The organism is Exiguobacterium sp. NPDC077395 (assembly GCF_050269125.1).
Lineage (GTDB): Bacteria > Bacillota > Bacilli > Exiguobacteriales > Exiguobacteriaceae > Exiguobacterium > Exiguobacterium aestuarii_A.
Genome location: NZ_JBNNHU010000001.1, coordinates 321,707 through 344,572, shown reverse-complemented (window position 1 = coordinate 344,572; position 22,866 = coordinate 321,707). Strand labels below are relative to the sequence as shown.

General features: G+C 50.6%; 21 protein-coding genes and 1 riboswitch. Of the genes, 9 read left to right on the top strand and 12 right to left on the bottom strand.

Translation table 11 applies throughout. From position 1 onward, the window contains the following. Positions 1-47: 47 nt before the first annotated feature. From pelG to ACQKD4_RS01865, 5 genes are read right to left on the bottom strand one after another with little or no spacing between them, the layout of a single operon-like run. Positions 48-1,511 carry an exopolysaccharide Pel transporter PelG gene (pelG, locus tag ACQKD4_RS01885; protein ID WP_427372274.1) on the bottom strand — a complete coding sequence of 488 codons (1,464 nt, stop codon included), beginning with the start codon at positions 1,509-1,511 and terminating at the stop codon, positions 48-50. Beyond that, positions 1,492-2,910 carry a GT4 family glycosyltransferase PelF gene (gene pelF / locus ACQKD4_RS01880; RefSeq protein ID WP_427372273.1) on the bottom strand — a complete coding sequence of 473 codons (1,419 nt, stop codon included), beginning with the start codon at positions 2,908-2,910 and terminating at the stop codon, positions 1,492-1,494. The genes pelG and pelF overlap by 20 nt, the downstream gene beginning before the upstream one ends. Continuing rightward, positions 2,907-4,751 carry a DUF2194 domain-containing protein gene (locus ACQKD4_RS01875; RefSeq protein WP_427372272.1) on the bottom strand — a complete coding sequence of 615 codons (1,845 nt, stop codon included), beginning with the start codon at positions 4,749-4,751 and terminating at the stop codon, positions 2,907-2,909. Before ACQKD4_RS01875 ends, pelF begins: the two co-directional genes overlap by 4 nt. Beyond that, positions 4,748-5,662 carry a hypothetical protein gene (locus ACQKD4_RS01870; RefSeq protein ID WP_427372271.1) on the bottom strand — a complete coding sequence of 305 codons (915 nt, stop codon included), beginning with the start codon at positions 5,660-5,662 and terminating at the stop codon, positions 4,748-4,750. The genes ACQKD4_RS01875 and ACQKD4_RS01870 overlap by 4 nt, the downstream gene beginning before the upstream one ends. Next, entirely contained in the window at positions 5,659-6,885 is a 1,227-nt protein-coding gene (locus ACQKD4_RS01865; protein WP_427372270.1) for a hypothetical protein, read from the bottom strand. The genes ACQKD4_RS01870 and ACQKD4_RS01865 overlap by 4 nt, the downstream gene beginning before the upstream one ends. A 75-nt stretch (positions 6,886-6,960) precedes the next feature. Next, a riboswitch (cyclic di-GMP riboswitch) is annotated at positions 6,961-7,047 on the top strand. Positions 7,048-7,087: 40 nt separating this feature from the next. On the opposite strand from ACQKD4_RS01865, the gene ACQKD4_RS01860 reads away from it, so the two are divergent. Then, entirely contained in the window at positions 7,088-7,945 is an 858-nt protein-coding gene (locus ACQKD4_RS01860) for a putative glycoside hydrolase (protein WP_427372269.1), read from the top strand. A 133-nt stretch (positions 7,946-8,078) separates the two neighbouring features. Here the strand turns inward: ACQKD4_RS01860 and ACQKD4_RS01855 are convergent, their stop codons facing one another. From ACQKD4_RS01855 to ACQKD4_RS01835, 5 genes are all read right to left on the bottom strand, one after another. Beyond that, positions 8,079-9,569, bottom strand: a complete 1,491-nt coding sequence (locus ACQKD4_RS01855) for an FMN-binding glutamate synthase family protein (RefSeq protein ID WP_427373257.1) — start codon at positions 9,567-9,569, stop codon at positions 8,079-8,081. Then, a complete protein-coding gene (locus ACQKD4_RS01850; protein WP_353047527.1) occupies positions 9,547-9,630 on the bottom strand; it encodes a hypothetical protein in 84 nt (27 codons plus the stop codon). Before ACQKD4_RS01850 ends, ACQKD4_RS01855 begins: the two co-directional genes overlap by 23 nt. Before the next feature lie 74 nt (positions 9,631-9,704). Beyond that, positions 9,705-10,091 (bottom strand): hypothetical protein, encoded by a 387-nt coding sequence (locus ACQKD4_RS01845; protein WP_214694370.1) that lies wholly within the window; start codon positions 10,089-10,091, stop codon positions 9,705-9,707. A 253-nt stretch (positions 10,092-10,344) separates the two neighbouring features. Next, positions 10,345-10,761 carry a YbjN domain-containing protein gene (locus ACQKD4_RS01840; protein WP_427372268.1) on the bottom strand — a complete coding sequence of 139 codons (417 nt, stop codon included), beginning with the start codon at positions 10,759-10,761 and terminating at the stop codon, positions 10,345-10,347. A gap of 152 nt (positions 10,762-10,913) precedes the next feature. Further along, positions 10,914-11,762, bottom strand: coding sequence for a MurR/RpiR family transcriptional regulator (locus ACQKD4_RS01835; protein ID WP_427372267.1), 849 nt, complete (start codon positions 11,760-11,762; stop codon positions 10,914-10,916). Positions 11,763-11,924: 162 nt separating this feature from the next. Here ACQKD4_RS01835 and ACQKD4_RS01830 point away from each other — a divergent pair, with 162 nt between their 5' ends. From ACQKD4_RS01830 to ACQKD4_RS01800, 7 genes are all read left to right on the top strand, one after another. Further along, positions 11,925-14,384 (top strand): bifunctional diguanylate cyclase/phosphodiesterase, encoded by a 2,460-nt coding sequence (locus ACQKD4_RS01830; protein WP_427372266.1) that lies wholly within the window; start codon positions 11,925-11,927, stop codon positions 14,382-14,384. A 137-nt stretch (positions 14,385-14,521) separates the two neighbouring features. Next, positions 14,522-15,403, top strand: coding sequence for a phosphogluconate dehydrogenase (NAD(+)-dependent, decarboxylating) (gene gnd / locus ACQKD4_RS01825; RefSeq protein WP_214694376.1), 882 nt, complete (start codon positions 14,522-14,524; stop codon positions 15,401-15,403). 89 nt (positions 15,404-15,492) lie between these two features. Then, positions 15,493-16,836: a gluconate:H+ symporter gene (locus ACQKD4_RS01820; RefSeq protein WP_074036021.1), complete on the top strand. Its 1,344-nt coding sequence runs from the start codon at positions 15,493-15,495 to the stop codon at positions 16,834-16,836. A gap of 16 nt (positions 16,837-16,852) precedes the next feature. Further along, positions 16,853-18,352, top strand: coding sequence for a gluconokinase (gene gntK, locus ACQKD4_RS01815; protein WP_427372265.1), 1,500 nt, complete (start codon positions 16,853-16,855; stop codon positions 18,350-18,352). Between the two features lie 116 nt (positions 18,353-18,468). Beyond that, a complete protein-coding gene (locus ACQKD4_RS01810) occupies positions 18,469-18,750 on the top strand; it encodes a hypothetical protein (protein ID WP_427372264.1) in 282 nt (93 codons plus the stop codon). Between the two features lie 5 nt (positions 18,751-18,755). Next, entirely contained in the window at positions 18,756-19,235 is a 480-nt protein-coding gene (locus ACQKD4_RS01805) for a GNAT family N-acetyltransferase (RefSeq protein WP_427373256.1), read from the top strand. A 54-nt stretch (positions 19,236-19,289) separates the two neighbouring features. Then, positions 19,290-20,024, top strand: coding sequence for a polysaccharide deacetylase family protein (locus ACQKD4_RS01800; RefSeq protein ID WP_427372263.1), 735 nt, complete (start codon positions 19,290-19,292; stop codon positions 20,022-20,024). Positions 20,025-20,093: 69 nt separating this feature from the next. Here ACQKD4_RS01800 and ACQKD4_RS01795 read toward each other — a convergent pair whose 3' ends face one another. Both ACQKD4_RS01795 and ACQKD4_RS01790 read right to left on the bottom strand, forming a co-directional pair. Further along, the gene (locus ACQKD4_RS01795) at positions 20,094-21,041 is read right to left on the bottom strand and encodes a diguanylate cyclase (protein WP_427372262.1); all 948 of its coding nucleotides are present in this window, start codon (positions 21,039-21,041) and stop codon (positions 20,094-20,096) included. A 318-nt stretch (positions 21,042-21,359) separates the two neighbouring features. Next, positions 21,360-21,878 (bottom strand): dihydrofolate reductase family protein, encoded by a 519-nt coding sequence (locus ACQKD4_RS01790; RefSeq protein ID WP_427372261.1) that lies wholly within the window; start codon positions 21,876-21,878, stop codon positions 21,360-21,362. Between the two features lie 75 nt (positions 21,879-21,953). Between ACQKD4_RS01790 and ACQKD4_RS01785 the strand changes: the two genes are divergently transcribed. Beyond that, the gene (locus tag ACQKD4_RS01785; protein WP_427372260.1) at positions 21,954-22,844 is read left to right on the top strand and encodes a helix-turn-helix transcriptional regulator; all 891 of its coding nucleotides are present in this window, start codon (positions 21,954-21,956) and stop codon (positions 22,842-22,844) included. Positions 22,845-22,866: the final 22 nt, after the last annotated feature.

Below are 22,866 nucleotides of genomic sequence, written 5' to 3'. Positions count from 1 at the left end.
CTATAAACATGACAAAGCCGCCCTCTCACTTGAGAAGGCGGCTTGTCTTATGATGCTGAGCGTTCGTTGAGCCATTCCCCGACACGACGGAACGTATCCGTCCGAGGAGGCGCTTCACTTCGGCTGAACGTATGGTAATCAATCTCCGACACATATCGAATCAATCGGATGAGCGAGAAGGCGAAGGCAATCGTACAGCCAATCGCAAAACTGAGCCCATAACTGTCCGGTCCGAGTGGAAGGAGCAAATAAGTCAGTCCCGCGTTCATCGTGATGAAGAGAGCCGATGTATACGCCGCTCCCTTATGGTCTTCAAAATACAGCAACACGAGCGTGAGGACGAGGACCATCGCGTTCGAGAAGGCCCCGATCGTCGTCATTTGGAAGACGTCCCGAATCTCAGGCGAGAGCCCAAGTAACGGAAACAAGACGGCTGCGAAGATGACGAAAAGAAGCGAGACGAGTCCCTGGTTTCGGAACAAGCGTTGCAGCTCCTGTCGTAAGACGAGTAACATCGCCGCCTTCGACCGTTGAATCTGTTGATACGTCCCGCCTTCATTCACGTACCCGTAAAATACGCGATAGCGCTCATAAAAGCGCGTCTCGACCGATACGACGAAAATCGTCATCGTCGGGATGATCGTCAAATACGACAAGAATATGGCCGTGTCATAGATCGGATGGTAACGGAACGTATCGAGATGCACGCTCCCTCCTTCGGCGAACCAGATGATCCACGTCCCGACCCAGATCCCGATGTTGTACAGGAAGCTCGTCCAAAACAGCGCAGGATATCGGTCGAAATACCGATAGAACGAGAACTGTCCGACCGTGCTCCGATTCGGGAACGTGAGGAGCATCGACGTGAACAAGCCGAATAGCGTGACGACAAGTCCGAGCGTCATGCTCGCCGTCAAGGCGAAACTCTTCATGTAAGACTCCGTCAAATACGACATCAAGAACTGATCGGTGATAATGATCGCCGCGACCGCGACGACCCCACCGGCGACAAAGCTATAGGCGACCGCCTGATAAAATTTCGCCGCGCTGAGGAATAAGAAATGTACCCAAATCAAGTTGACCGTCATGAACAAGACGAACGCCAACGCGTTCAATAAAGCCGGTAGCTCGGAGAACGAGAGGAAGACGGCGAACAACACCGAGGCGATGGCGACGGTCGTCTTCATCATCCCGATGAACGCCGGAAAGATGTCCTCATACCGTTTCTCATAGAAACAGTCTGCCAAATAGCGCGTGACGACGAGCTGCTGCACGCCGAGCACGACTTGGGAAAAAATGAAGCTATACGAGACGATCAAGTTGAACGTCGTCCGTTCCTCAAGCGTGGCAATCGACAAATAACTCGTCAGCCACTGCATAAGCGCGATTGTGACGATGACGATCAGCCACGGGCCAGACGTGACGAGACCGGCAAAGGCGTACGCTTTAATGCGTGAAGAAAAATAATCTTCTTGGAACAGCTGTTGTAACTTAAACCCGATGCCCGCCATATGCCGCTCTCCTTTCTTCATATAGATTTAAGTACGCATCGATGAACTGATCGGTGCGATAGTATGTCTCGACGCGCTGCTGCCCGTTTCGCCCGAGTCGGCGCGCGTCTTCACGATTCTGATAGAACCAGACGCAACGTTCCGCGATTCGTCGCGGATTGACCGGTGGGACGACGAAGCCTGCCGGACCGAACGGTTCATCCGGTCGCCCGTTCACGAGCTCCGCACAGGCCCCGACGTCCGTCACGATCCACGGAACGCCTGCGGCCATCCCTTCGAGTACGGCGAGGGGTTGTCCTTCCGAGATACTCGTCAACAGACAGACGTCGAACTCTGGAAGGTGTTTGCGGATATCGACTCTCCCGACCAAGAAGACGGCTTGTTCAAGCTCGAGTTGTTGGATGAGCGCCTCACACTCAGCCGCATATTCTTTGTCCTCGTCGAGTGGTCCCATAATGGTCAACTCGAACGGGATGAGCATGTCCTGTAATAGCTTCGCCGCATAAATCATCGTCTTGATGTCTTTGATGGGGACGACGCGGACGATAGCGCCGATGCGTAGCTTCTCTCCCCCTGGTACGTGACCGAGTGCCGACAAGCCCGTCACGTCGATCCCGTTCGGAATGATACTCAACTTTTCGACCGGTGCCCCGAGCTGACGTTGCAACTCGCCGTTTCGTTCAAACAGTGTGATGACGTCGTCCGCTTTCCGATATGCTTCCCGGGAAATATGGTGGAAGAACTGAATCCAGTGAGAACGGAACTCCGGTGGAATCCACACCGCCTGTAACAGTTCCTCTTCCCGCTCCCGCGAGTAGATGCCGTGCTCGGTCAACAAGAACGGGATGTTTTGACGCTCTTTTATCGCACTCGCGATCAACCCCGCATAGCCTGTCGACACAGAATGAATGAGGTCGACTTGTGGCAGGTCCGCCTGGAGAAGATCGAGGACGGGTGCATACATACTGCGCCACATCCAGAAGTAATCGATGAACGAACCGGCCTGCCCTTCTTCTTGATAGCTCTCCGTCACAAGTTGATAGAAGAGACGGCTCGAGAAGAACTGTTCCGGTGTCCCGATTTGTGATGCTAACATCGGGTAGATGGACGATTCGACTTGACCGAATGTCATCCACGTCTTGATGCGGTCACGCTCTTCTTGCGTCAACGTTTCCGGACGACGTTTCCGTGTCGCGCGCTGATTGAGGGCGAGCGTGGTCACACCCGTGACGTTCTCCGGTAACGTATATTTATAATCCGTCTCAGACTTCGGGTTTGGCATGATCGAGATGATTTCAAACTCATGCATCGGCATTTGTTGCATCAGCATGTGCACCCAACTCGACACGCCTCCGCTCACATACGGATAACTCCCTTCGACGACAATTCCAATCTTCATGGGCGCGCTCCTTCCAATATCGGGAGACGAACAGACGTCTCTTTCAATTCGACTTGATATAACGTACCGCTCTCATCGAACGGTCTGACAGCACCAAACGCGAAACTTCCTGTGTCTAATCGTTTCCCCGGCTCGACTCGGACGAGTAGCGTCGATGGGACGGGCAGTTGCTGGGCGTTGATGTCAATCGCGTCGTTCGTGTAGGCGACGTCGATTTGCGCATCTTGATACAGTTCATACTTCCGATATGCGTCATATTGACTCAACCCTTCGAGGTGCGGATATTTGGCATAGAGCGTCTGGAATAGACCACCGAACGACTCTTTCATGACGCCCCATCCTTTCCCTTTCGAACGATATTCATCCAACACGTCATCCGGGTGAATGAAATGCGAGACGAGACCGAAGTTGGCGACGGCGTCGATGACGACGAACAGATCATCCGGCGTCTCGTTGTATCCGCTCGACACGCGTGGGAAGTCATACAAATTCGGATAGACCGGGTCCGGTCCGAATTCCTGGATATAACTTCCCTTACTCGCATCCCCGCTATAGAGTCCGGCGACGATCAATCCGTCCTCGAACTTCTCGTTCAGGACGCTCAGTCCGGACTGTCCGATGATGTTCGATGGTGGGACGTAGCTACGAATGCGTTCATTCGGCAAGTAATAATCGAACGCCTCAACGACACGGTCGACGGCGGTACGCATCGCGTCCTGACTTTCCCACTTCGCATAGCCAAGGTCAGGGTCCATCACCTCGTCTCCCATGACGAGTGGCTGGTGGTTGAAACCGTGGAGTCCGACTTCTCCGTTCGTCTGGAGCAACCCACGCCCGTATTCGAGCATCGGTGCCCGAATTTTCTCGATGAGTTGTTCGGTCGTCTCTTCGTTTGTCGCTTTATAACTGCCAATCAAGAAGCCCGAATACGTGACGTCGTAATCCTCACCGATTTGTTTCATATCTTTCCACCATACTTCGGAGAAGAATTCTTTAATTGAGAGGTCATACTCTTCCGTGATGACGGGATTCGAGTTGCTCGGCACCGGTGCCGGGAAGTCGTCGAGATGGACGATTTTGATGCCCGCTTGCGGCATGACGAACGCCGGGAACAGCATCGACAACGACTGCACCATGAGTCCACGTGAGTTCTTATCGGTCAGGGACGTCGTATTCCAAAACATGACCTCTCCCTGACCGTACGAGGACTGCCATAAAATCGGTTCGTCTTTTGCCGAGATGAGGACGTCCGTCTCCTCTTTCAATTCGACGTCGGCGATACTATGGACGAAGAGACCTGAGTCTTGCGGTAAATCGACATAACCGGGGAAGATTTCTTTTTCAAAGATCAATCCGTTGATGCCATCCTTGAAGTCCCCGAAATCAGTGACGCCGATGAGGTCGGCCCACTCCTGGTCGATGAAGCGACCGGCGACATAAAGGCGTCCCCCGTTCTCGACGAACGACCGAATCGTCTCGTATGGCCATGATTTTGTATTTTCCCCACTGACGACGAGGACGTGCTGTGGCGAAGGCTCAATTGAGGCAATCTCGTCTGCCTCGATGGATGTGTACGGCAACTTCGCGTAGTCGAGCGCATATTTCAAGTTGTTCAAGACGGACGTCGACAAGTCGTCCTCGTTTTGATGGATATAGATTTGAGCCTGCTTCCCTTCCACTGCTCTCACCTCGCCTGCGAGTGTGGTAAATGTCGTCGGCTCATGTGCTTCATTCGGGATGAGCCGGTGACCGTAGTCGAGCCGTAAAAACTGGACGACGACAATCATCGCGATGATTAAAGAGAACAAGGACGCGAGATACGTCGTAATCGATTTATTCATGATTTTGCACCTTCTAACTGTTGAATGACAAAGCGATAATCTTCTGGAACGTCTCGTAGGTCGAGGTGTTGTTGGAGCCGGTCGAGGATTGGACGTAACGATGCCCAGTCCCCATTCGTCATATGATGTTCAATCAATAGGATATAGCCGTCCGGCACTTCCGGATGATACAACGTGAGCGCTTCGGCCAACCGTTCCCCCGTCTCGACGTCACCTGCTTGGAACGACAATCGGGCTTTCGTACGTAAATAAGTCTCGTCTGTCGCATCGTGTTCCCCTAGTTGTTCAAGATGGAACATGGTCCGTTGCTGGATGCGGGCTTTCATATCCTGATCCAAGAGACCACTCTCTAAAAAGGAGACGCCTGTCTCGATGACGGGATAAATCGTCTCCGGCCGTTCCGGGTTCACTTGCGCGATCCGCTGCTTAAGCATCAAATCATAACGGTCAAACAACGTGTTACGGACGGTCGCCGCATAGTGGACCGTTTCCGTATCTTCATGCTCGAGACCTAAATGTAAGTATTCTTCTGTGTTCATAAGCGGTGTCGACATGAGTTGCGTGATCGACTGTTTCCGTTTCTTCCCGTCCATCTGCAAAGCTTCCGCTAATGGGACGAGGTCTAAATCTTCTTTTGCCTGTTGCTGCAAGCGCTCCAAGTTGACCGTGTCGAAGTTGATATATTCGTCATAATCAAGAAGCGTCTTCGATGAAGCAAAACGACGGGCAACCCCGTATGCGATTAAACCGAACAGTTCTCCGATGATCGGGACGACGGCACTGACTAGAAAAATCGAGAGCCAGACGCCCTTCTCGGCCGCATCCACTCTCGGGCGAACGACGAGTCGGTAGATGACGAAAAGAACTCCGGCGTGAAGCAGAAAGAACAAGAGTATCATCCATCCGCTCATAGGCGTTTCCCACCTTTCACATAGAACACATGCTCGATCCGCTCTTTGAATCGTTCCGCCGACTCAACCGGAGTACCCGGGAGAAGGAAGTGAAGGACATGTTCCTCTTCGTCGTATCCGATGACGTCAATCTCCCGCATCGATTGTCGAAGGATGAGCTCCATCTCGATGAGTGACAAGTCGACGCCTTCGATCGGAATTGTGACCGTGCTATACGGCTGGTCATACTGTTCATGGCGCAACACTTGCTGCGCAACTTTTTGTTCGAATGCGTCCATGCGGAACATCCGCGTACCCTCGACGAGCTGATCGCTGACGAGCATCCACTCGAGCGCATCCGCCTTCTCGATCCGCGTACCGGCCCAGTCGAGGACGAGCTTCATCATGTTCATCTCGTGACTGCGCAACCGAAGAATATCAATCTCATGGACGATCAACACTTCTTTCACCGTTCCCTCATAACAAATCGGGGCGACGAGAAGGGGTCCTTCGAGCTCATCGGCCAGACGAATCGTTGGTTTTTGGGATTGGAACATCCGTGCGAAAATGCCTTGCTCCGAATCAATGAAGAGTGTCTGTGGCAAACGTTCGACACCCCCCGAACGAACGTGAAGACGAAGCGTCCGGCGAGACGTATCGACGTGATAGAGGGCGAGCTGCCGTGCCCGGAACACGCGTGTAAACGTCCCAATCAAATGGTCACGCACCAAGTCTGTCGCGTCCTGGTCGAGTTGAAGACCAACCTCATAGATTCTTGAGAGCGTATACGTCGAGTCGAGCACCCGCTTCCGCATCTCTCCTTGTGATTCCTGGAGTTGCTGCACCGTCTGTTTCAACTGTTCGTTCTCGTCGACCACCTCTTCCTGACGGATATGGAGCGACTGATAACGCTCACGGTAAGACGTGCTGAAGACACCGGCGCTCAAGGCGACGAAGAAGTGAAGTAAAATCCACGCGAGTTCGTTCGTATCGTAAAGGAATAAGAGCAAATCTGTCCCTTCCATCAAGAGGAAAGAGAAATGATAGAGACTCGTCAATGCAAAACTGACGAACGCCCCGAGTAGGCCGTAGCGAAGCGAGAAGAGAAGGATATAAAAAATTAACGGGTCAATCGCCCATTCTGACAAAGAAAGACTAAACGTATAGTCCAAAATGCCGATAAGTAAAATAGTCACAATCATTTCAATCCATTTGATTGATGTGCGATGTTGGGTATAAATCATAGTGTCACTCATTCCTTTACGTGGTATTTTATTAAGTAGTAGGACATTCGATGGATTGTTCGACCAAAAATTTCATATCGAGACGGGCAAACTTACTGAAAAGTAAGGGCGCAAAGACATGGGTCGTCGATCTTTCGAGATACCGATCGCCAGTCTGCAATAGCCGCAGCCGCTCTCTGATAACTATCAGGAGGGTTTTTTTATGGGTATTTTCTCAGCCAAACGTATCATCAGTATCTGTTGTGCATTCGTTGTCGGATTCGCATTATGGACGCCACATCAAGCGGTCGCCAAAGCGAGCAACCCGCTCGCAAACGTCGAGTCGTACAAGATTTATTACGATATGCCGAGTAAGAGCAAGATCAAAAAGATGCAACAGTATGACCTCGTCATCATCGAGCCTGTTTATTATACTGCAGCTCAAATCAAAGAGTTACAAAAATTTGGTACGAAAGTGTACGGCTACATCAATACGATGGAAGCTGACAATTGGAACGTCGATTTCATCAGGCAGATGAACGAGTCGGACTTCTTCCACCGTAACGGACAACGTGTCCATTATGCGGAGTGGGATTCTTATTTGGTCGACATGACGTCGACGCATTATCGTGAGCTATTGACGCGTGAAGTGGAGAAACAAATCGTCGCCAAAGGATTAGACGGGGCGTTCTTAGATACTGTCGGAAACATCGACAACGAACATTCAGAACAACCGACGATCTTGAAAGCACAGCGCGACGGGATGAGTCAGTTCATGAAGACGATCAAGGCCAACCACCCTACCCTTTCTCTCATTCAAAACTGGGGATTTGCGACACTGAAGACGTATACGTATCCGTATGTGGATGGTGTCATGTGGGAAAGCTTCAACTATACGACGATTTCGAAAGATCAATGGTCAAAAGACCGCATCCAAGAATTGCGTGACCTCGATGCGCGATACGGCATCAAGGCGTTGACGGTATCTTCGAAACAACGTCCGAAGAGTGCGGCATACGCGGAACAAAACGGGTTCATTCATTTCCATTCAAACGCTACTTTAGATTATAATAAATTCTGACTTTCATTTACATGATTGTACAAGTATCTGGTAGTTTCTACAACGAAAATACTGTAAAAACATCCTACGGGTTTGCCTTCTTTATCGGCAAATGCGTAGGATGTTTTGATGAAATCCTTTGATTCAACGTTTATTAATCATGCATCAACCGGATCTGACCGTCCGGTTCTTGATAGATCACGTGTTCTTGTGACAGTTCGGTCGGAGAACGGACCCCTGCGGCGGCCGTCATATTATACAGTCCTTCCCGGAGCGAGATGATGTAGTTCGTGACCCGAAAGCTCTTCTCGTCGACGACAAGAGCACGCTGCAGTTTCGGGTCGGTCGTCGCGACACCGACCGGGCAACGGTTCGTATGACACACCTGCGCCTGGATACAGCCGACGTTGAACATGAGCCCGCGAGCGATGTTGACGAGGTCGGCACCGAGGGCGAGGGCAATCGCCACCTTGTCCGCTGTGATGAGTTTCCCCGAGGCGAACAGTTTGATACGGTCCCGAAGACCGTGCTCGATCAAGAGGCGATGGACGTATGGGAGCGCCGCCTTCAATGGCAACCCGACCGTATCGGCGAGTTCCTGGTACGTCGCCCCTGTCCCGCCTTCACTCCCGTCAATCGTGATGAAGTCCGGTACGATGTGAGAAGTCGCCATCTCTTCGACGAGCGATTCCATGTCCTGTATGTTGCCGACGACGAGCTTGATGCCGACCGGCTTCCCACCGATCTCACGCAACTTTTCGATAAAAGCCAACAACTCCCCATGTGTGTGAAACTCGGAGAATCGGTTCGGGCTGTCAATCGTCTCGCCGACACGCACACGTCGGATGCGGGCGATCTCCTCGGTCACTTTCGAGCCGTCGATATGTCCCCCACGCGTCTTCGCCCCTTGTGCGAGTTTCAGTTCGAACGCCTTCACTTGCGGGAGCGCGCTCTTCTGTTTGAACGCTTCCACCGAAAACGCCCCGTCTTCATCTCGAACACCAAATAGTGCCGGACCGATTTGACAGATGATGTCGACATTCCCTTTCAGGTGATAGTCCGAAAGACCGCCTTCCCCTGTGTTCATCCATGTCCCGCCCGCACGACCGAGTCCGATGGAGAGGGCCGTGATTGCCTTGTCGCCGAGCGAACCGAAGCTCATCGCCGACTGCCCGACGAGCCCGCGGACGTAGAACGGCTCCCGACACGTCTCCTTCCCGATGATGATGGTATCTTCTTCTGTCAATAAGTACGGAGAGATGTCACGTTCGACGAGATGCTCTTTTCGGGTGAAGAGGTTATCTTCATCGAGTTCATACACCCACGTCGACACTTTTGTTGAATTGTCGATGCGTAGTTCGTTCCGATTTGTCGGATAAAGGGCGTTTTGAAGATAGAACCCACCCGCGTCAAAGTCTCGCTCCGAACCGAATCCGATGATGCGTGACTTGTATTTTCCGGCAATGACGGCCGCCTCGTATTCGTTTCGCGAGAACGGCTTCGCCTCGTTGTCGTTCAAGAACAAATATTGCCGAAGCTCCGGACCCATCTTCTCGAACATATAACGCAGTTTTCCGAGAATCGGGAAGTTACGGAGGACGGAGTGCTCACGTTGGTTTCGGTCACGTCGCCACAAGTAAAACAGAAGTAGCGGTGGAGCTGTCATCATCATCAATAAGAGCACAAGCAAGATGGTCAACATCGATGTATTGAGTGACACGGTCTCTCCTCCTTTTTTACTAGACGAAAAACACCCTGTCGCAAACGGAACAGGATGTCATCAGTCGCTCGGGATCGTGACCCCGTCAAATTGTTCATTTCGGCACAGCGTGATCGCCTGCATCGCTAGTTTATAGTCTTCTTCCGGCAAGGCGATCAATTCGGTCGGAAGGACCCATTCTTTTGAGTTATACAAGTGAATGACAAGTTTGGCGAGTACAAACTCTCGTTTATCGAACGTATTGTCATCGATGATCGTGGAGGTTCGAATCTTCCCAGCTTCGAGGTCTATATAAGGAAGCAAACATTCTCGGATATGCGAATGACCCGCAAGTACATATAGCGCGGCGAAGTATTCGCGACTGGTACTGCCAGGATCCGTGAGTCGTTGTGCTAACCGTTTGAACTCGTTGTAGTGGTCGGAAGATAAAAAATCAATATGGTTCATCGGTCCACCTTCTCTCTCTAAGCCTCGCTTTGCCCTCAGAGTTTATAATTTCCACCTTTTTGTAGAAGTTAACCCTGTTTTCTTTAGATTCGAAGTTTCAAAACTGTTCAAAAAAACCGTCTCTAACGAAGAAAATCACCTTTTTTAAAACTTAAATTTTCAATAAAAAAAGATGCTTCGCTAACTTTAACGAAAACATCTCACGCTGTAACTATTTTCATGTCTTTTAAAATAGACTGACATCTATAATTTTTTAAGCCCATTGTAATCGCATAAATTTAGGATAAGACTCTTCTGCATTTCCGATAATCCCCAACAATACATCTGTTAAATGATACGGATCCAGTTTCGTCTCACCTAAAAATAAAGAGTAGTGGGCAGATATGTTTCCATCGGTCTCAATAAATTTCGTAAATCGATACGCTGAATTCAAATTATTTAATAGTTCATATAAAGATTCTTTCTTTAAAGGATTTTGAATATTTGCAATACCAAAAATTTTAAGGTCTATTAGCTCTTCGGTCTTATTAAATTCAACAACTACAGTAACTGACCCACCATTGTCAAAAGATTGTCTTGTTCTAAAAAATGTGCCGTCTTCGTCCTTAATTTCTTCCATATAAACATTCTCGTTTTCTAAATAATTTCTAAAAATAGCGATGTTAGACATTAAAACAACTCCATTCTCCATTATTTGAAAGCTTTATTACATTATATTTATTATTTAAGTTTTTTTAAAGAGAATATCATATCGCTTTAAATTTTTTTCTCTTTTAAAACCTAAAAAATCTACCTTATTCACAGAAGGAAGATTTTTATTGATTACACACGCCGGTTGGCAATCGCCTCACGCATCTGTTGGAGAGACGCACGTGCCGCGTCCCCACGTCGCATCATGACAGCTGTAAACAAGGCATCGATCAAGCTGAGCTCCGCGATGCGGGAAGCGAGTGCCTCTGAGCGGAACGCCGTCTCTTGGGACACGGTATAAAGCGAGACGTCGGCAATCTTCGAGAGCGGTGATTTCGCATAGTTCGTGATGGCAACCGTCGGGACACCCTTCTCTTTTAGGAGTTTGGCGATATCGAGCGTTTCCTTAGAAGCCCCGGAATGAGAGATGACGACGGCGACGTCGTCTGTCGTCAATTGCGAGGCCGACATGAGCTGCATATGCGACTCGAGGATGGCGCTCACTTGAAGCCCGCTTCGGACGAACTTATGATAGGCGTCTAACGCGACGACCGCTGACCCACCACTCCCAAAGAATTCGATGCGGCATGCCCCGAGGAACAGCTCGACGGTTTTCTCTAAGGAGTCTCCTTCTAAAATCTGACGCGTCGATTCGATTGTCTTCCCATTCGTCGAAAAAATTTTCTCCGCGATTTCGAGCGCCGTGTCCGTCTCCGTGATATCTTCATGGATGTCTTGAAGCGGTGCGACGACATCCGAGGCGAGCGCGATTTTTAACGCCTGATAGCCTTTGAAGCCGACGCGCTGACAAAAGCGGAACACGGTCGATTCGGCGACATCAAGGTCATCTGCCACTTGATTGATCGTATGGTGAATGATTTGTTCTGGTTGTTTTAAAATATAGTCGGCAATACGCTGTTCTTTCTTGCTCAGTGTCGAATAGGCGCCACGGATGCGGGCCGTCCCGTTCATCGTTTCCATCAAGAATCACCCTTTCTCTTCTTCACTTAACGATACCGTTTCGAAAAAAATTCCGCAATGTGTGATTCGCTCAAAAAGATTGACCCACCTTACAAAACGGGGCAGGAAGTGCGATTCTGGAATATGCTACTCTAATAAAGCACTTTTCAATTCATTCACTCATTGAACCATTTGAAATCGAAAGGACTGTTTCGAATCGAACATCACCTCAGTAGCACGTACAACTTACCACTCGTCATTCTTTCCATCGCTGTTGCCATCTTCGCTGCAGGTGTCGCTCTCGATATTAGCAGTCGTTTGAAATATGCGAAATACGCCTCACGGTTCAGTTGGGTCGCAGCCGGCGCCTTCAGTCTCGGGCTTGGGATTTGGGCGATGCACTTTATCGGCATGCTGGCATTCCACCTAAACGATGACGTGACGTATCACCTCGGCATCGTCTTGTTGTCGATCGTACCGGCCGTCGTCGCCTCAGGGCTAGCCTTTTGGATCATCAGCCATCCGGAGACACGACCGGTGCAACTCGTCTTTTGCGCTTTCTTGATCAGTGTCGGGGTCGTCTCCATGCACTACATCGGGATGGAAGCGATGCAGATGAACGCCATCCTCACGTATGACCCAGTCATGTGGATTGCGTCTGCCATCGTCGCGTTCGTCGCCTCGCTCGTCGGACTATATATCCTCTTCTATATCCCGAACGTCTCTCGGTTCCATTGGCGCCGCCTTGTCAGTTCGGTCTTGATCGGTGTCGCCGTTTCCGGGATGCATTATGTCGGGATGGGCGCCGCCCGTTTCACGCCGACGGAAGGCGTCGCTCAGCCTCTAAGTGGATATGCGGTCGATAGCACCCTTCTCGCCTACGTCATCGCAGCGAGCGTCATGACCTTGTTCGTGATCATGTATATCTCTCTTAGGACGGCATCACAGCTCGAGGCACAGTCTGAAGAACTCGAGATGAAGTTTGAATCGATCATCGAATCGGCATCGGATGCCATCATCGTCGCCGACCATACCCGTGTCATCCTCCAATGGAATCAAGGAGCGACTGACTTGTTCGGATATACGTATGACGAGATGATTGGACAGTCGATTGTCGCCATCATCCCGGAACGATTCCGTGACGCGCACGAGCGCGGCATGCAACGTTACGAGAAGACGGGTGAGAAACGCGTCATCGGTCAAACGGTCGAACTGATCGGCTTACGAAAAGACGGTGTCGAAGTGCCAATCGAGATGTCGCTCGGAACGTGGAAGACGGACAAAGGCATCTTCTTCAGTAGCATCATCCGTGACATCAGTGAACGGAAACGAATCGAGGCACAAATTAACGACCTCGTCTATTTGGACCCACTCACCGGACTCCCGAACCGTCGCTTGTTCAGCGACCGACTCGACGCACTACTCGGTCAGTCCCAGCAAGAACCGTTCGCCTTATACTATATCGACCTCGACAACTTCAAAGTCATCAATGACCGCTTCGGCCACTCGATCGGCGACCAGTTTTTAAAGCAAGTGACGACCCGGATCCAGTCGACGATTCAAAAGTCGGACACGCTCGCCCGTCTCGGTGGAGATGAATTCATCATCTTGTCACCGCATACGAAAAGTAACCTTGCGGCCCATCGTGCTCAAGAATTGATCAACGTCCTCCATCCACCGTTTGAACTCGAGAACGAGGAAGTGTTCACCGGAGCTTCGATTGGGATCAGTCTTCACCCGTCCGACGGGGATACGGCAGAAGATTTAATCAAGAACGCCGATATCGCCATGTATCGGGCGAAGGCTGACGGCAAGAACGGCTATCAGTTCTTCACGAACGAATTGAACGAGTCCGTGTCCCGTCGTTCGAACTTGTCGATGGCACTCCGTAAAGGAATCGGGCGTGGCGAGTTCACCGTCCACTATCAACCGCAAATCCAGTTGGAGACGGAAATGGTCATCGGCATGGAGGCACTCGTCCGTTGGCACCATCCGGAACTCGGGATGATTTCCCCTGGTGAGTTCATTCCGATCGCCGAAGAGACGGGAAGCATCCACCGCCTCGGTGAGTTCGTCTTGAATGAGGCGTGTCGCCAAAACAAGGCGTGGCAAGATGCGGGCATCCCCCCGTTTCGAGTCGCCGTCAACATCTCGGCCATTCAGTTCGCTCAAAAAGACTTGCCGGAAGTCGTCAGCCGCGCACTCGACGCATCAGGTCTCGAGGCACAGTATTTAGAACTCGAGTTGACCGAGAGCGTCATCCAAAGCGCGGACCGTGCCATCGAAACGATGCATGAGCTCGTCGCCCTCGGGGTCCATCTCTCGATCGATGACTTCGGTACGGGCTACTCGTCTCTCAGCTACTTGAAGCTATTCCCGATTGATACGCTGAAGATCGACCAGCACTTCACGAAAAATATCGAGAGCGATGAGAAAGACGCGGCTCTTGTTAAAACAATCATCCGTATGGCGCATGAGCTTGATTTGAACGTCATCGCGGAAGGCGTCGAGACGGAGAATCAAGTCGCTTTCCTAAAAGCCGAATCGTGCAACCAGGCACAAGGGTATTACTATAACCGTCCATTGCCGGCGGAAGAGATTGACGTCTTCTTCCAGCAATATAAGAAAGCATCATCGAGTTGATTCATTCGACCTCCATGACGGGGGTCGAATTTTTCGTATGAAAAAGAAAAAAATTCCGTGATTCTACTTGTAAATCGAATTTATTTTGATATGATGAATCTAGAGACGGAAAAAAATTCTTTTTCAGGGGTGACGATATGGAAATTGGTTTGATTGGTTTAGGAAAAATGGGGTACAATTTGGCACTCAACTTGAGCGACCACGGACATACGGTCGTCGGGACAGACGTCGGGGACGTCACATCGGACGCGTTCACGATCGTGCCGACACTCGAAGATGTCGTGAGCAAGTTGTCGACGCCACGCGTCATCTGGGCGATGGTCCCTGCCGGCGACGTCACGGAAGCGGTACTCGCCGAATTGTATGAGCGACTCGAACCGGGCGACATCGTCATCGACGGTGGCAACTCGAACTACAAACTGTCGGTCGCACGCGCCGAACAGTTCGCCGAGAAGGACATCAAGTTCTTCGACTGCGGGACGAGCGGTGGCACAGACGGTGCCCGGAACGGTGCCTGTACGATGGTCGGGGGTGACGCAGACGCGTGGCCAACGATTGAACCGATCTTCAAAGACTTGTCTGTCGAGAACGGCTACCTGTATACAGGTCCTGCCGGAAGCGGTCACTTCTTGAAAATGATCCATAACGGGATCGAGTATGGGATGATGCAGGCGATTGCGGAAGGGTTCGACATTTTAGAGAAGAGCCCGTTCGATTACGACTACGAACAAGTTGCACGCGTCTGGAATCACGGATCGGTCGTCCGCTCTTGGCTCATGGAACTTACGGAGAACGCCTTCAAGAAAGATGCGAAGCTGGATGAAATCCGTGGGGTCATGCATTCGTCGGGTGAAGGCAAATGGACGATCGAGACGGCGCTCGACCTTCAGGCGGCGGCACCGGTCATCGCCTTGTCGCTCATGATGCGCTACCGCTCACTCGAAGACGACACGTTCTCAGGTAAAGTCGTCGCCGCACTCCGCAACGAGTTCGGTGGTCACGCGGTCGTCAAAAAGTAAGAAATGCGGAAAAGGTCACGGGGAAATGACCTTTTCCTTTGTCAAAAACTGTAAACGGTTACATATTTGAAATTTAGGGGGAAAACTCAATGTCTGGCTCAACACTTATTTTGATCGCCTTAGCCGGGATCTTCTTGCTCTTATTTTTAGTCATTCGTACAAAACTTCACGCATTCGTTTCGTTGTTACTTGTCAGCTTAATCGTCGGGGTCGCGGCCGGCATGCCGCTCGGGGACGTCATCGCCTCCATCCAGAACGGCATGGGCGGAACGCTCGGCTTCGTCGCCGTCGTCGTCGGTCTCGGCGCGATGTTCGGGAAGATGCTTGAAGTGTCAGGTGGCGCGGAACGCCTCGCCCAGACGCTCGTCAGTAAGTTCGGAGAAGACAAGGCACAATGGGCGCTCGGGATCACCGGGTTCATCGTCGCCGTTCCGGTCTTCTTCGATGTCGGTTTCATCATTCTCGTCCCAATCGTATACGGCCTTGCCAAAAAGACGGGACGTTCGCTTCTCTACTATGGGATTCCGCTCCTCGCGGGCCTCGCGGTCACGCACAGCTTCATCCCGCCGACACCTGGTCCGATCGCTGTTGCGAACTTGATCGGTGCCGACCTCGGTTGGGTCATCTTGTTCGGTGTTCTCGCTGGGATTCCAGCAATGATTTTAGCCGGTCCCGTTTTTGGGAAGTATATTGCTAAGAAGATTCATGTGACGATTCCGGACTACATGGAATTTGAAGAAATCGACACATCGAAAGAATTGCCAAGCTTCAAAATGATCTTGTCGCTCATCTTGATCCCGCTCGTGTTGATCTTAGCGAACACGCTCTCAGCGGTACTCTTGGATGAAGGCAACGCCGTCCGTGACTTCTTGACGTTCCTCGGACACCCGTTCGTCGCCTTGACGATCGCGACGCTCCTCACGTTCGTCTTCCTCGGGACGCGCCGCGGCTATTCACGTGACGAAGTACAAGAAATTGCAACGAAAGCACTCGAACCAGCCGGGATCATCATCCTCGTCACAGGGGCCGGTGGCGTGTTCAAACAAGTACTCATCGACTCAGGTGTTGGTGACGTCCTCGGTGAAATGATGGCTGGTTCACCACTTCCGGCAATCGTCCTCGCCTTCTTGATTGCGACGGTCGTCCGTGTCGCCCAAGGGTCGGCAACGGTCTCGATGGTCACAGCAGCTGGACTCATCACACCGCTACTTGAAATCCAAAACATCACAGGCGCGGCACTCGGTTTGATCGTCATCGCCATCGCCTCAGGGGCGACTGTCCTCTCGCACGTCAACGACTCAGGCTTCTGGCTCGTCAACCGTTACTTCGGTCTCGATGTGAAAGATACGCTCAAGTCATGGACGATCATGGAAACGATTATCGGACTCACCGGCTTTGCCGTCGTGTTCTTGATTAGCCTATTTATCATCTAAGTTAGGAAGTGATTTTGTGTTTACGATTGGGGTCGATATCGGGACGACGAGTACGAAAGCCGTCCTGTTCAACGGTCATCAACAACTGGCGGTACATAACGTGTTGTATCCGCTTCTCACGCCCGATACGGAGACGGCCGAGCAAGACCCGGTCGTCATCTATGGGGCCGTGCTCGAAGCCGTTTCGGCGGTCCGCGCCAAAGCGGACGGTCCAATTCGCTTCGCATCGTTCAGTTCGGCGATGCATAGCTTAATCGCACTTGATGCGTCAGGACGTCCACTCACGAACAGCATCACGTGGGCCGACAGTCGGGCGAACCCATATACGCAAGAAATCAAACGCGACTTTGACGCGAGTGCCCTCCATATGCGCACCGGCACCCCGGTTCATCCGATGGCGCCGCTGTCGAAACTGCGCTGGTTGAAATCAGAACATCCTGATGTCTTTGAACAGACGGCCAAGTTCGTCTCCATCAAAGAGTATGTCATTTATCGATTGACGGGACGTTTCGTCGTCGATCACTCCATCGCCTCGGCGACGGGACTGTTCAATTTGAAACAACAGAGTTGGGACACAGAAGCACTTGAGGTTGCCGGTGTGACGCCAGATCGTTTGTCCGAACTCGTGACAACGACAGAGATTTTACACGTGACGCCAGACGTGACCGAGACGCTCGGCTGGGACTTCCCGCTCGTCATCGGGGCAAGCGACGGCGTGCTCTCGAACCTCGGGGTCGGTGCCTTCGAACAAGGCGTCGTCGCCGTGACAATCGGGACAAGTGGCGCCATCCGGACGGTCGTCTCAGAACCCGTCGAAGATCCGAAAGGTCGCATCTTCTGTTATGCGCTGACAGACAAGCATTGGGTGATCGGTGGGCCGGTCAATAACGGCGGCATCATCCTACGCTGGCTCCGTGACGAGTTTGCGGCAAGTGAGGTCGAAACGGCGAAACGTCTCGGCATTGACGCGTACGACGTGTTGACGCGAATCGCCGAGACGGTCAAACCGGGTGCGGACGGTCTGTTGTTCCATCCATATTTAATGGGTGAACGTGCCCCGCTCTGGGACTCGAACGCCCGCGGTTCCTTCTTCGGACTCAGCATTCACCATAAACGGGAACACTTCATTCGTGCTGTATTGGAAGGGGTCATCTTCAACTTGTATACGGTCATGCTCGCACTCGACGAGTTGACGGGCGCACCGAACCGCATCCATGCGACGGGTGGCTTTGCTCAATCGAGCCTCTGGCGTCAAATGATGGCGGACATCTTCGACACACCGGTCGTCGTGCCGGAAAGTCACGAGAGTTCATGCCTCGGTGCCGTCATGCTCGGGGAGTACGCCTTCGGGGACATCGAGGAGTTCCAAGAAGTGCCGCAAGTGACCCACGAGCATGCACCGAACATGGAAGCGACGAATGTATATCGAGAGCTCTTGCCGATTTACATTCGCCTGTCACGTCACCTGTCAGAAGAATATGAAGCCATTTCAGCGTTTCAGCGGAAGCATGTGTGACATCAAACCGAGTCCTTCGAGGGCTCGGTTTTTTGAATCATGACAGGAGATTTCGTTTCATACATGGAAAGTAAGTGCGAGGTTGAACTGTCAACATTAAAGAAGGGAGTGGTCAAATGGCGATCGCAATCGGATATCTCATTGCAGGTTTAGGCGCATTCGTGGCGTATTGGTTCAGTACGGGCGAAGCACGAAATACAAAATTTAAAATATGGGGTGTTGCGCTCATGATCCCCATTTCACCAGCACTGGCCTTTTCAATCGGACTCTCCTACGCCATCAGTGTACAGAACGGTTGGGCCGGATTGATCATGTGGTTTATTTTCCCTGCGATCTTCTTTAGTGGTCTTGCGCTTCTATTGGTCGGTCTATTCAAAAAAGAAAAGAAAGTCGTTTGAGCGATATGGTAATCACGCTCACGACACCCCGCTGCCTCATCCGCCCATTCGAACGCCAGGACATCGAATCGTTCATGATCTATCGGAACGACTTGGACTGGATGAAGTACCAATCGTTCAAAGGTCTTAGCTATACCGAGTACGAGAACGCCCTACTCGGCGAACAATCGCTTCAACACGGCATACAACTCGCCATCATCGACCAAGCGACCGAAGAATTGATTGGGGACGTGTATATCCAGCAAGAAGACCAGACGTATTGGATTGGCTATACCATCGCACCTACACGAGCTCGCCAAGGCTATGCGTTCGAGGTGATGTCGGGATTGATTCGTCACTTGGCCGACCAAGGAGCAGAAGTGTTCAAAGCCGGTGTCCTTGAGACGAATGAGGCGTCAATCGCGCTATTGAAAAAATTGAACTTCACTTATCACACGACAGAACTCGACGAACACATTTATCGTCTCGATGTCTCGGATATGTGATAAGGTATGTGTCATATGTCACTTGTTTTTTGATTCGAGGGAGCTATTGTTGGAATGAAGAAACGCGTTCTATTGCTTATGTCTATTTTTTTGTTAATTGGTACGTTGTCACAGGCAGCGATCCCGGAACCGAAAGCCTATAACGATCCGAGCCTCATCTATCTGACGCTTGATGATGGACCGAACTGGAAAACTGGAAAACTGCTCGACGTGTTGAAGAAGCATCAGGTAAAGGCCACTTTCTTCATCCTCGGGAAAAACATCGAGGGGAATGAGCATCTTCTTCACCGCATCGTCGATGAGGGTCATTTGATTGCCTTGCACGGGATGCGGCACGACCGGGAAGAATTTTATGAGACACCGATGACGGCGGTGCAGCAAATGCAGGAAGTGCAAGCACTCATCTATGATGTCACAGGCATTCATACGAATATGGCCCGTACCATTTACGGAAGTGACGCCGGGATGTCACCTGCACACTGGCAAGCGATGACTGAAGCCGGTTTTGAGATTTGGGACTGGAACGTTGGCAGTTTCGATCATGTGTATAAGAAAGACAATGCCCGGGTCGAGCAGCGCGTGTTCGACCGACTCGAGGCGAATCGTGCCGCCAATATCGCTTCCATCATCTTGGCGCACGATCATTCGATGACGCCGGAAGCACTCGATACAATCATCCGCTATGCGAAAGAGCGGGATTACGAATTTCGGACGCTCGAAGGCGTTCACCCGCCCCATAACTTTTTAGATGGGTGGGAACCACTTGCCGATGAACAGACGACTCTATGACTGTAGATTTTCTCATGATTTACAGTCCTTCACATGAAAACAGCGCATCGGAATGCCCGATGCGCTTTCTCATTGAACGTATTCCACACTTTCATGGATATGCGTACGGTTTCTTCCGCTGTTTTTCGCTTGATACAGGCAATCGTCTGCTAAATGAACCATTTCACGAAGATGTTCGCTTTTCCCGTTTGCGATCCCGATTGAAACAGAGATATGAATCGTTTGCTGATCGAGTAGCTTAAACTCATGCTTGGAGATGCCACTCCGTATCCGCTCCGCTACTTTGATCACTTCGATTTGCGAAAGCATCGGGATTAAAATCCCAAACTCCTCCCCACCGATACGGGCTTTGATATCGTGCTCCCTCGTTTCACGATGCAACAACTCCGCGAACTGCTTCAAAATCTCATCCCCGTTCGCGTGACCATATTGATCGTTGATTTGTTTAAAATAGTCGATATCGATGATGAGCACGTTACACATCGCATAATGTTCTTTGACCTTCTTCATCTGCATCTCCCACGCTCTACGGTTTGCGAGTCCCGTCAAATGATCGGTTTCTGCTGATATTTTATACTCTTTCACGCGATGATGAATGAGATACAGATCAATGTTCAAGACGGTAATCAATAATCCGATGGGGAAACTAATCATGATGACAAGTAAAGCGGCGTATGCGGCATTTTCACTGAATTCTCCACTCGTATAAATCGCAACACCTATAATGAAACATGTCAACACATTCAGCGTGAGACCAAATTGAAAGAGCCGTTTCTCTAGACTAACGATGTTGTATGTCGCGAGAATCCCAAGCACGATCAGAAATAGGGAGATACATGACACAATTGACGGAAAATCAATCCCATAACTAAAACGATAGACTGAGATGATGGTCGCTGTAATAAATAATGGAGATACAAGTCGATAAAATCCAAGCAGGATCAGAACAAGAAAACGAAAATCGATTTTCACGACGTCGTCAAATACGACTCCTTGCGTGATGAGAAAAATCCCCAAACACCCTGATAATACACCAATTAACATTTTTTGAGTGTATTCGTACTTCGTATTGTAATTCATGATTTTAGAGATGAAATAAATGCCCGTGAACGATATACAAGAATTTGCGATTAAGCTAATGAACATGATATGGCCCTTTCAGTAAGCGTGATGTTCGTGCTACTCTCTTCATATATCCAATTTGAACCATTTACTAACATTTTAACCAACATGAAGTTTATTTTAAATAATATTTTTATTAACGAAGTAAATTGGATTTCAGAATATTGAACACGACCACAAAAAAATCGAGCCCTTTATGGACTCGATCCTCACTTATCGTTCATATGTCACCATCACAAATTGACCGGATGCGCGTTGACTTGTCAGTCGAAGTTTCGTCTCTTTTGTGCCTTCTGGGAAGAGCGGGATCCCCTCACCTAACACGACTGGGGCAATCGCGATCTCATATCGGTCAATCAAGTCATGTTCCATCGCCGCTTTGATGACCTCTCCGCCACCGATGAGCCAGATGTCTTGATCGACTTCTCCTTTCAACCGATGAATCAGTTCTTCGATTGGTTCATCCGTGAACGTGACATGCTCAGCTTCACGGTCGGGCTGACGCGTCAAAATATAGTTCGGGAGGTTTTTATACGGATACTCTCCCTGTTCTAACATCAGTACTTCCTCATACGTCTTCCGTCCCATGATGACGGCACCAACGGTCTTGAAAAATTCAGCGTACCCGTTGTCCCCGTCTCCTTCTACGGCGAACAACCAATCGAGTTGGTCGTTCGACCGGGCAATCTTCCCATCTAAGCTCATCGCAATATACAACACTACTTTCGGCATCGTATCTTCCTCCTTGATTCGTGATATATTCAGCTTAACCAATAAACACGACAAAAGATGACGGGAATGATAGCTATGAAAAAACGACACTTGCAACTGATTCGACTGCTCAATCGAGGACGACGTGTCACCGCTGAAGAACTGGCTCAAGAGACGGGCGTTTCCATCCGAACGATTCAGCGGGATATGCTGTCGCTCGAAGAACTGGGTTATCCGATTTGGAGTGTGCCCGGGATCGGTGGCGGCTATGAGATGTTGCCGAACCGCTTGTTGCCGCCATTGCACCTCCGCGAACAGGAAGCGGTCGCTCTCTACCTCACACTGAAATGGATGGAACACATCCCGAACGTGCCATTCGGTGATATACGACATACGCTGTCCGACTGGTACGCGAACGAATTACCGCAAGACCTAGAGACGAAGATTCATCGATTGGAACGAAACATCCTATGGCTCGGAAACAAACAGATTCCAAACGCTACGTTCACAAAAGACATCTATCAGGCGGTCGAGCGCAAGAACAAGATTGAAATGACGTATCGGACGACGAAAGGACCACGTACGTTCATCGTCTCCCCGGTCGGTATGGCACTCCTTGACTTGAAGTGGTACGTCTTCGGGCTGTCTGAACTGGGATTCCGGCAATATCGGATTGATCGAGTGGACGCGGTCAAGTTGCTCGAGGAACCGTTTGAATCCGAGGATTTGGTGGCCTTGCTTCAGGCAAGTGATGAACGAGTCGGTGTGACCGTTCAACTTGAGCTGACGTCACTCGGTCGTCGTTTACTTGAAGATGTATTACCCGATATCGAAGATAAGAATGAATGGGACGTACCCGAAGAAGAGCTTCCGTTTTTGTCGAGACAGCTGTTGAAAGCTGGGGCTGAAGTGGAGGTCAAGGCACCGCGTGCGTTGCGGGAGATGATGAGAGAGCATGCGGAACGTCTTGTAGCACTATACGTATGAAGACTGAAAAGGCTCAACCCAT

What these genes read in the sequence shown, in the direction of transcription:
- gnd (WP_214694376.1), top strand. Translation starts at nt 14,522, where the DNA reads ATGGAAATTGGTTTGATTGGTTTAGGAAAAATGGGGTACAATTTGGCA.
- ACQKD4_RS01820 (WP_074036021.1), top strand. Translation starts at nt 15,493, where the DNA reads ATGTCTGGCTCAACACTTATTTTGATCGCCTTAGCCGGGATCTTCTTG.
- ACQKD4_RS01785 (WP_427372260.1), top strand. Translation starts at nt 21,954, where the DNA reads ATGAAAAAACGACACTTGCAACTGATTCGACTGCTCAATCGAGGACGA.
- ACQKD4_RS01805 (WP_427373256.1), top strand. Translation starts at nt 18,756, where the DNA reads ATGGTAATCACGCTCACGACACCCCGCTGCCTCATCCGCCCATTCGAA.
- ACQKD4_RS01845 (WP_214694370.1), bottom strand. Translation starts at nt 10,091, where the DNA reads ATGAACCATATTGATTTTTTATCTTCCGACCACTACAACGAGTTCAAA.
- pelF (WP_427372273.1), bottom strand. Translation starts at nt 2,910, where the DNA reads ATGAAGATTGGAATTGTCGTCGAAGGGAGTTATCCGTATGTGAGCGGA.
- ACQKD4_RS01810 (WP_427372264.1), top strand. Translation starts at nt 18,469, where the DNA reads ATGGCGATCGCAATCGGATATCTCATTGCAGGTTTAGGCGCATTCGTG.
- ACQKD4_RS01840 (WP_427372268.1), bottom strand. Translation starts at nt 10,761, where the DNA reads ATGTCTAACATCGCTATTTTTAGAAATTATTTAGAAAACGAGAATGTT.
- pelG (WP_427372274.1), bottom strand. Translation starts at nt 1,511, where the DNA reads ATGGCGGGCATCGGGTTTAAGTTACAACAGCTGTTCCAAGAAGATTAT.
- ACQKD4_RS01870 (WP_427372271.1), bottom strand. Translation starts at nt 5,662, where the DNA reads ATGAGCGGATGGATGATACTCTTGTTCTTTCTGCTTCACGCCGGAGTT.
- ACQKD4_RS01800 (WP_427372263.1), top strand. Translation starts at nt 19,290, where the DNA reads ATGAAGAAACGCGTTCTATTGCTTATGTCTATTTTTTTGTTAATTGGT.
- ACQKD4_RS01860 (WP_427372269.1), top strand. Translation starts at nt 7,088, where the DNA reads ATGGGTATTTTCTCAGCCAAACGTATCATCAGTATCTGTTGTGCATTC.
- ACQKD4_RS01790 (WP_427372261.1), bottom strand. Translation starts at nt 21,878, where the DNA reads ATGCCGAAAGTAGTGTTGTATATTGCGATGAGCTTAGATGGGAAGATT.
- ACQKD4_RS01835 (WP_427372267.1), bottom strand. Translation starts at nt 11,762, where the DNA reads ATGGAAACGATGAACGGGACGGCCCGCATCCGTGGCGCCTATTCGACA.
- ACQKD4_RS01875 (WP_427372272.1), bottom strand. Translation starts at nt 4,751, where the DNA reads ATGAATAAATCGATTACGACGTATCTCGCGTCCTTGTTCTCTTTAATC.
- ACQKD4_RS01865 (WP_427372270.1), bottom strand. Translation starts at nt 6,885, where the DNA reads ATGATTTATACCCAACATCGCACATCAATCAAATGGATTGAAATGATT.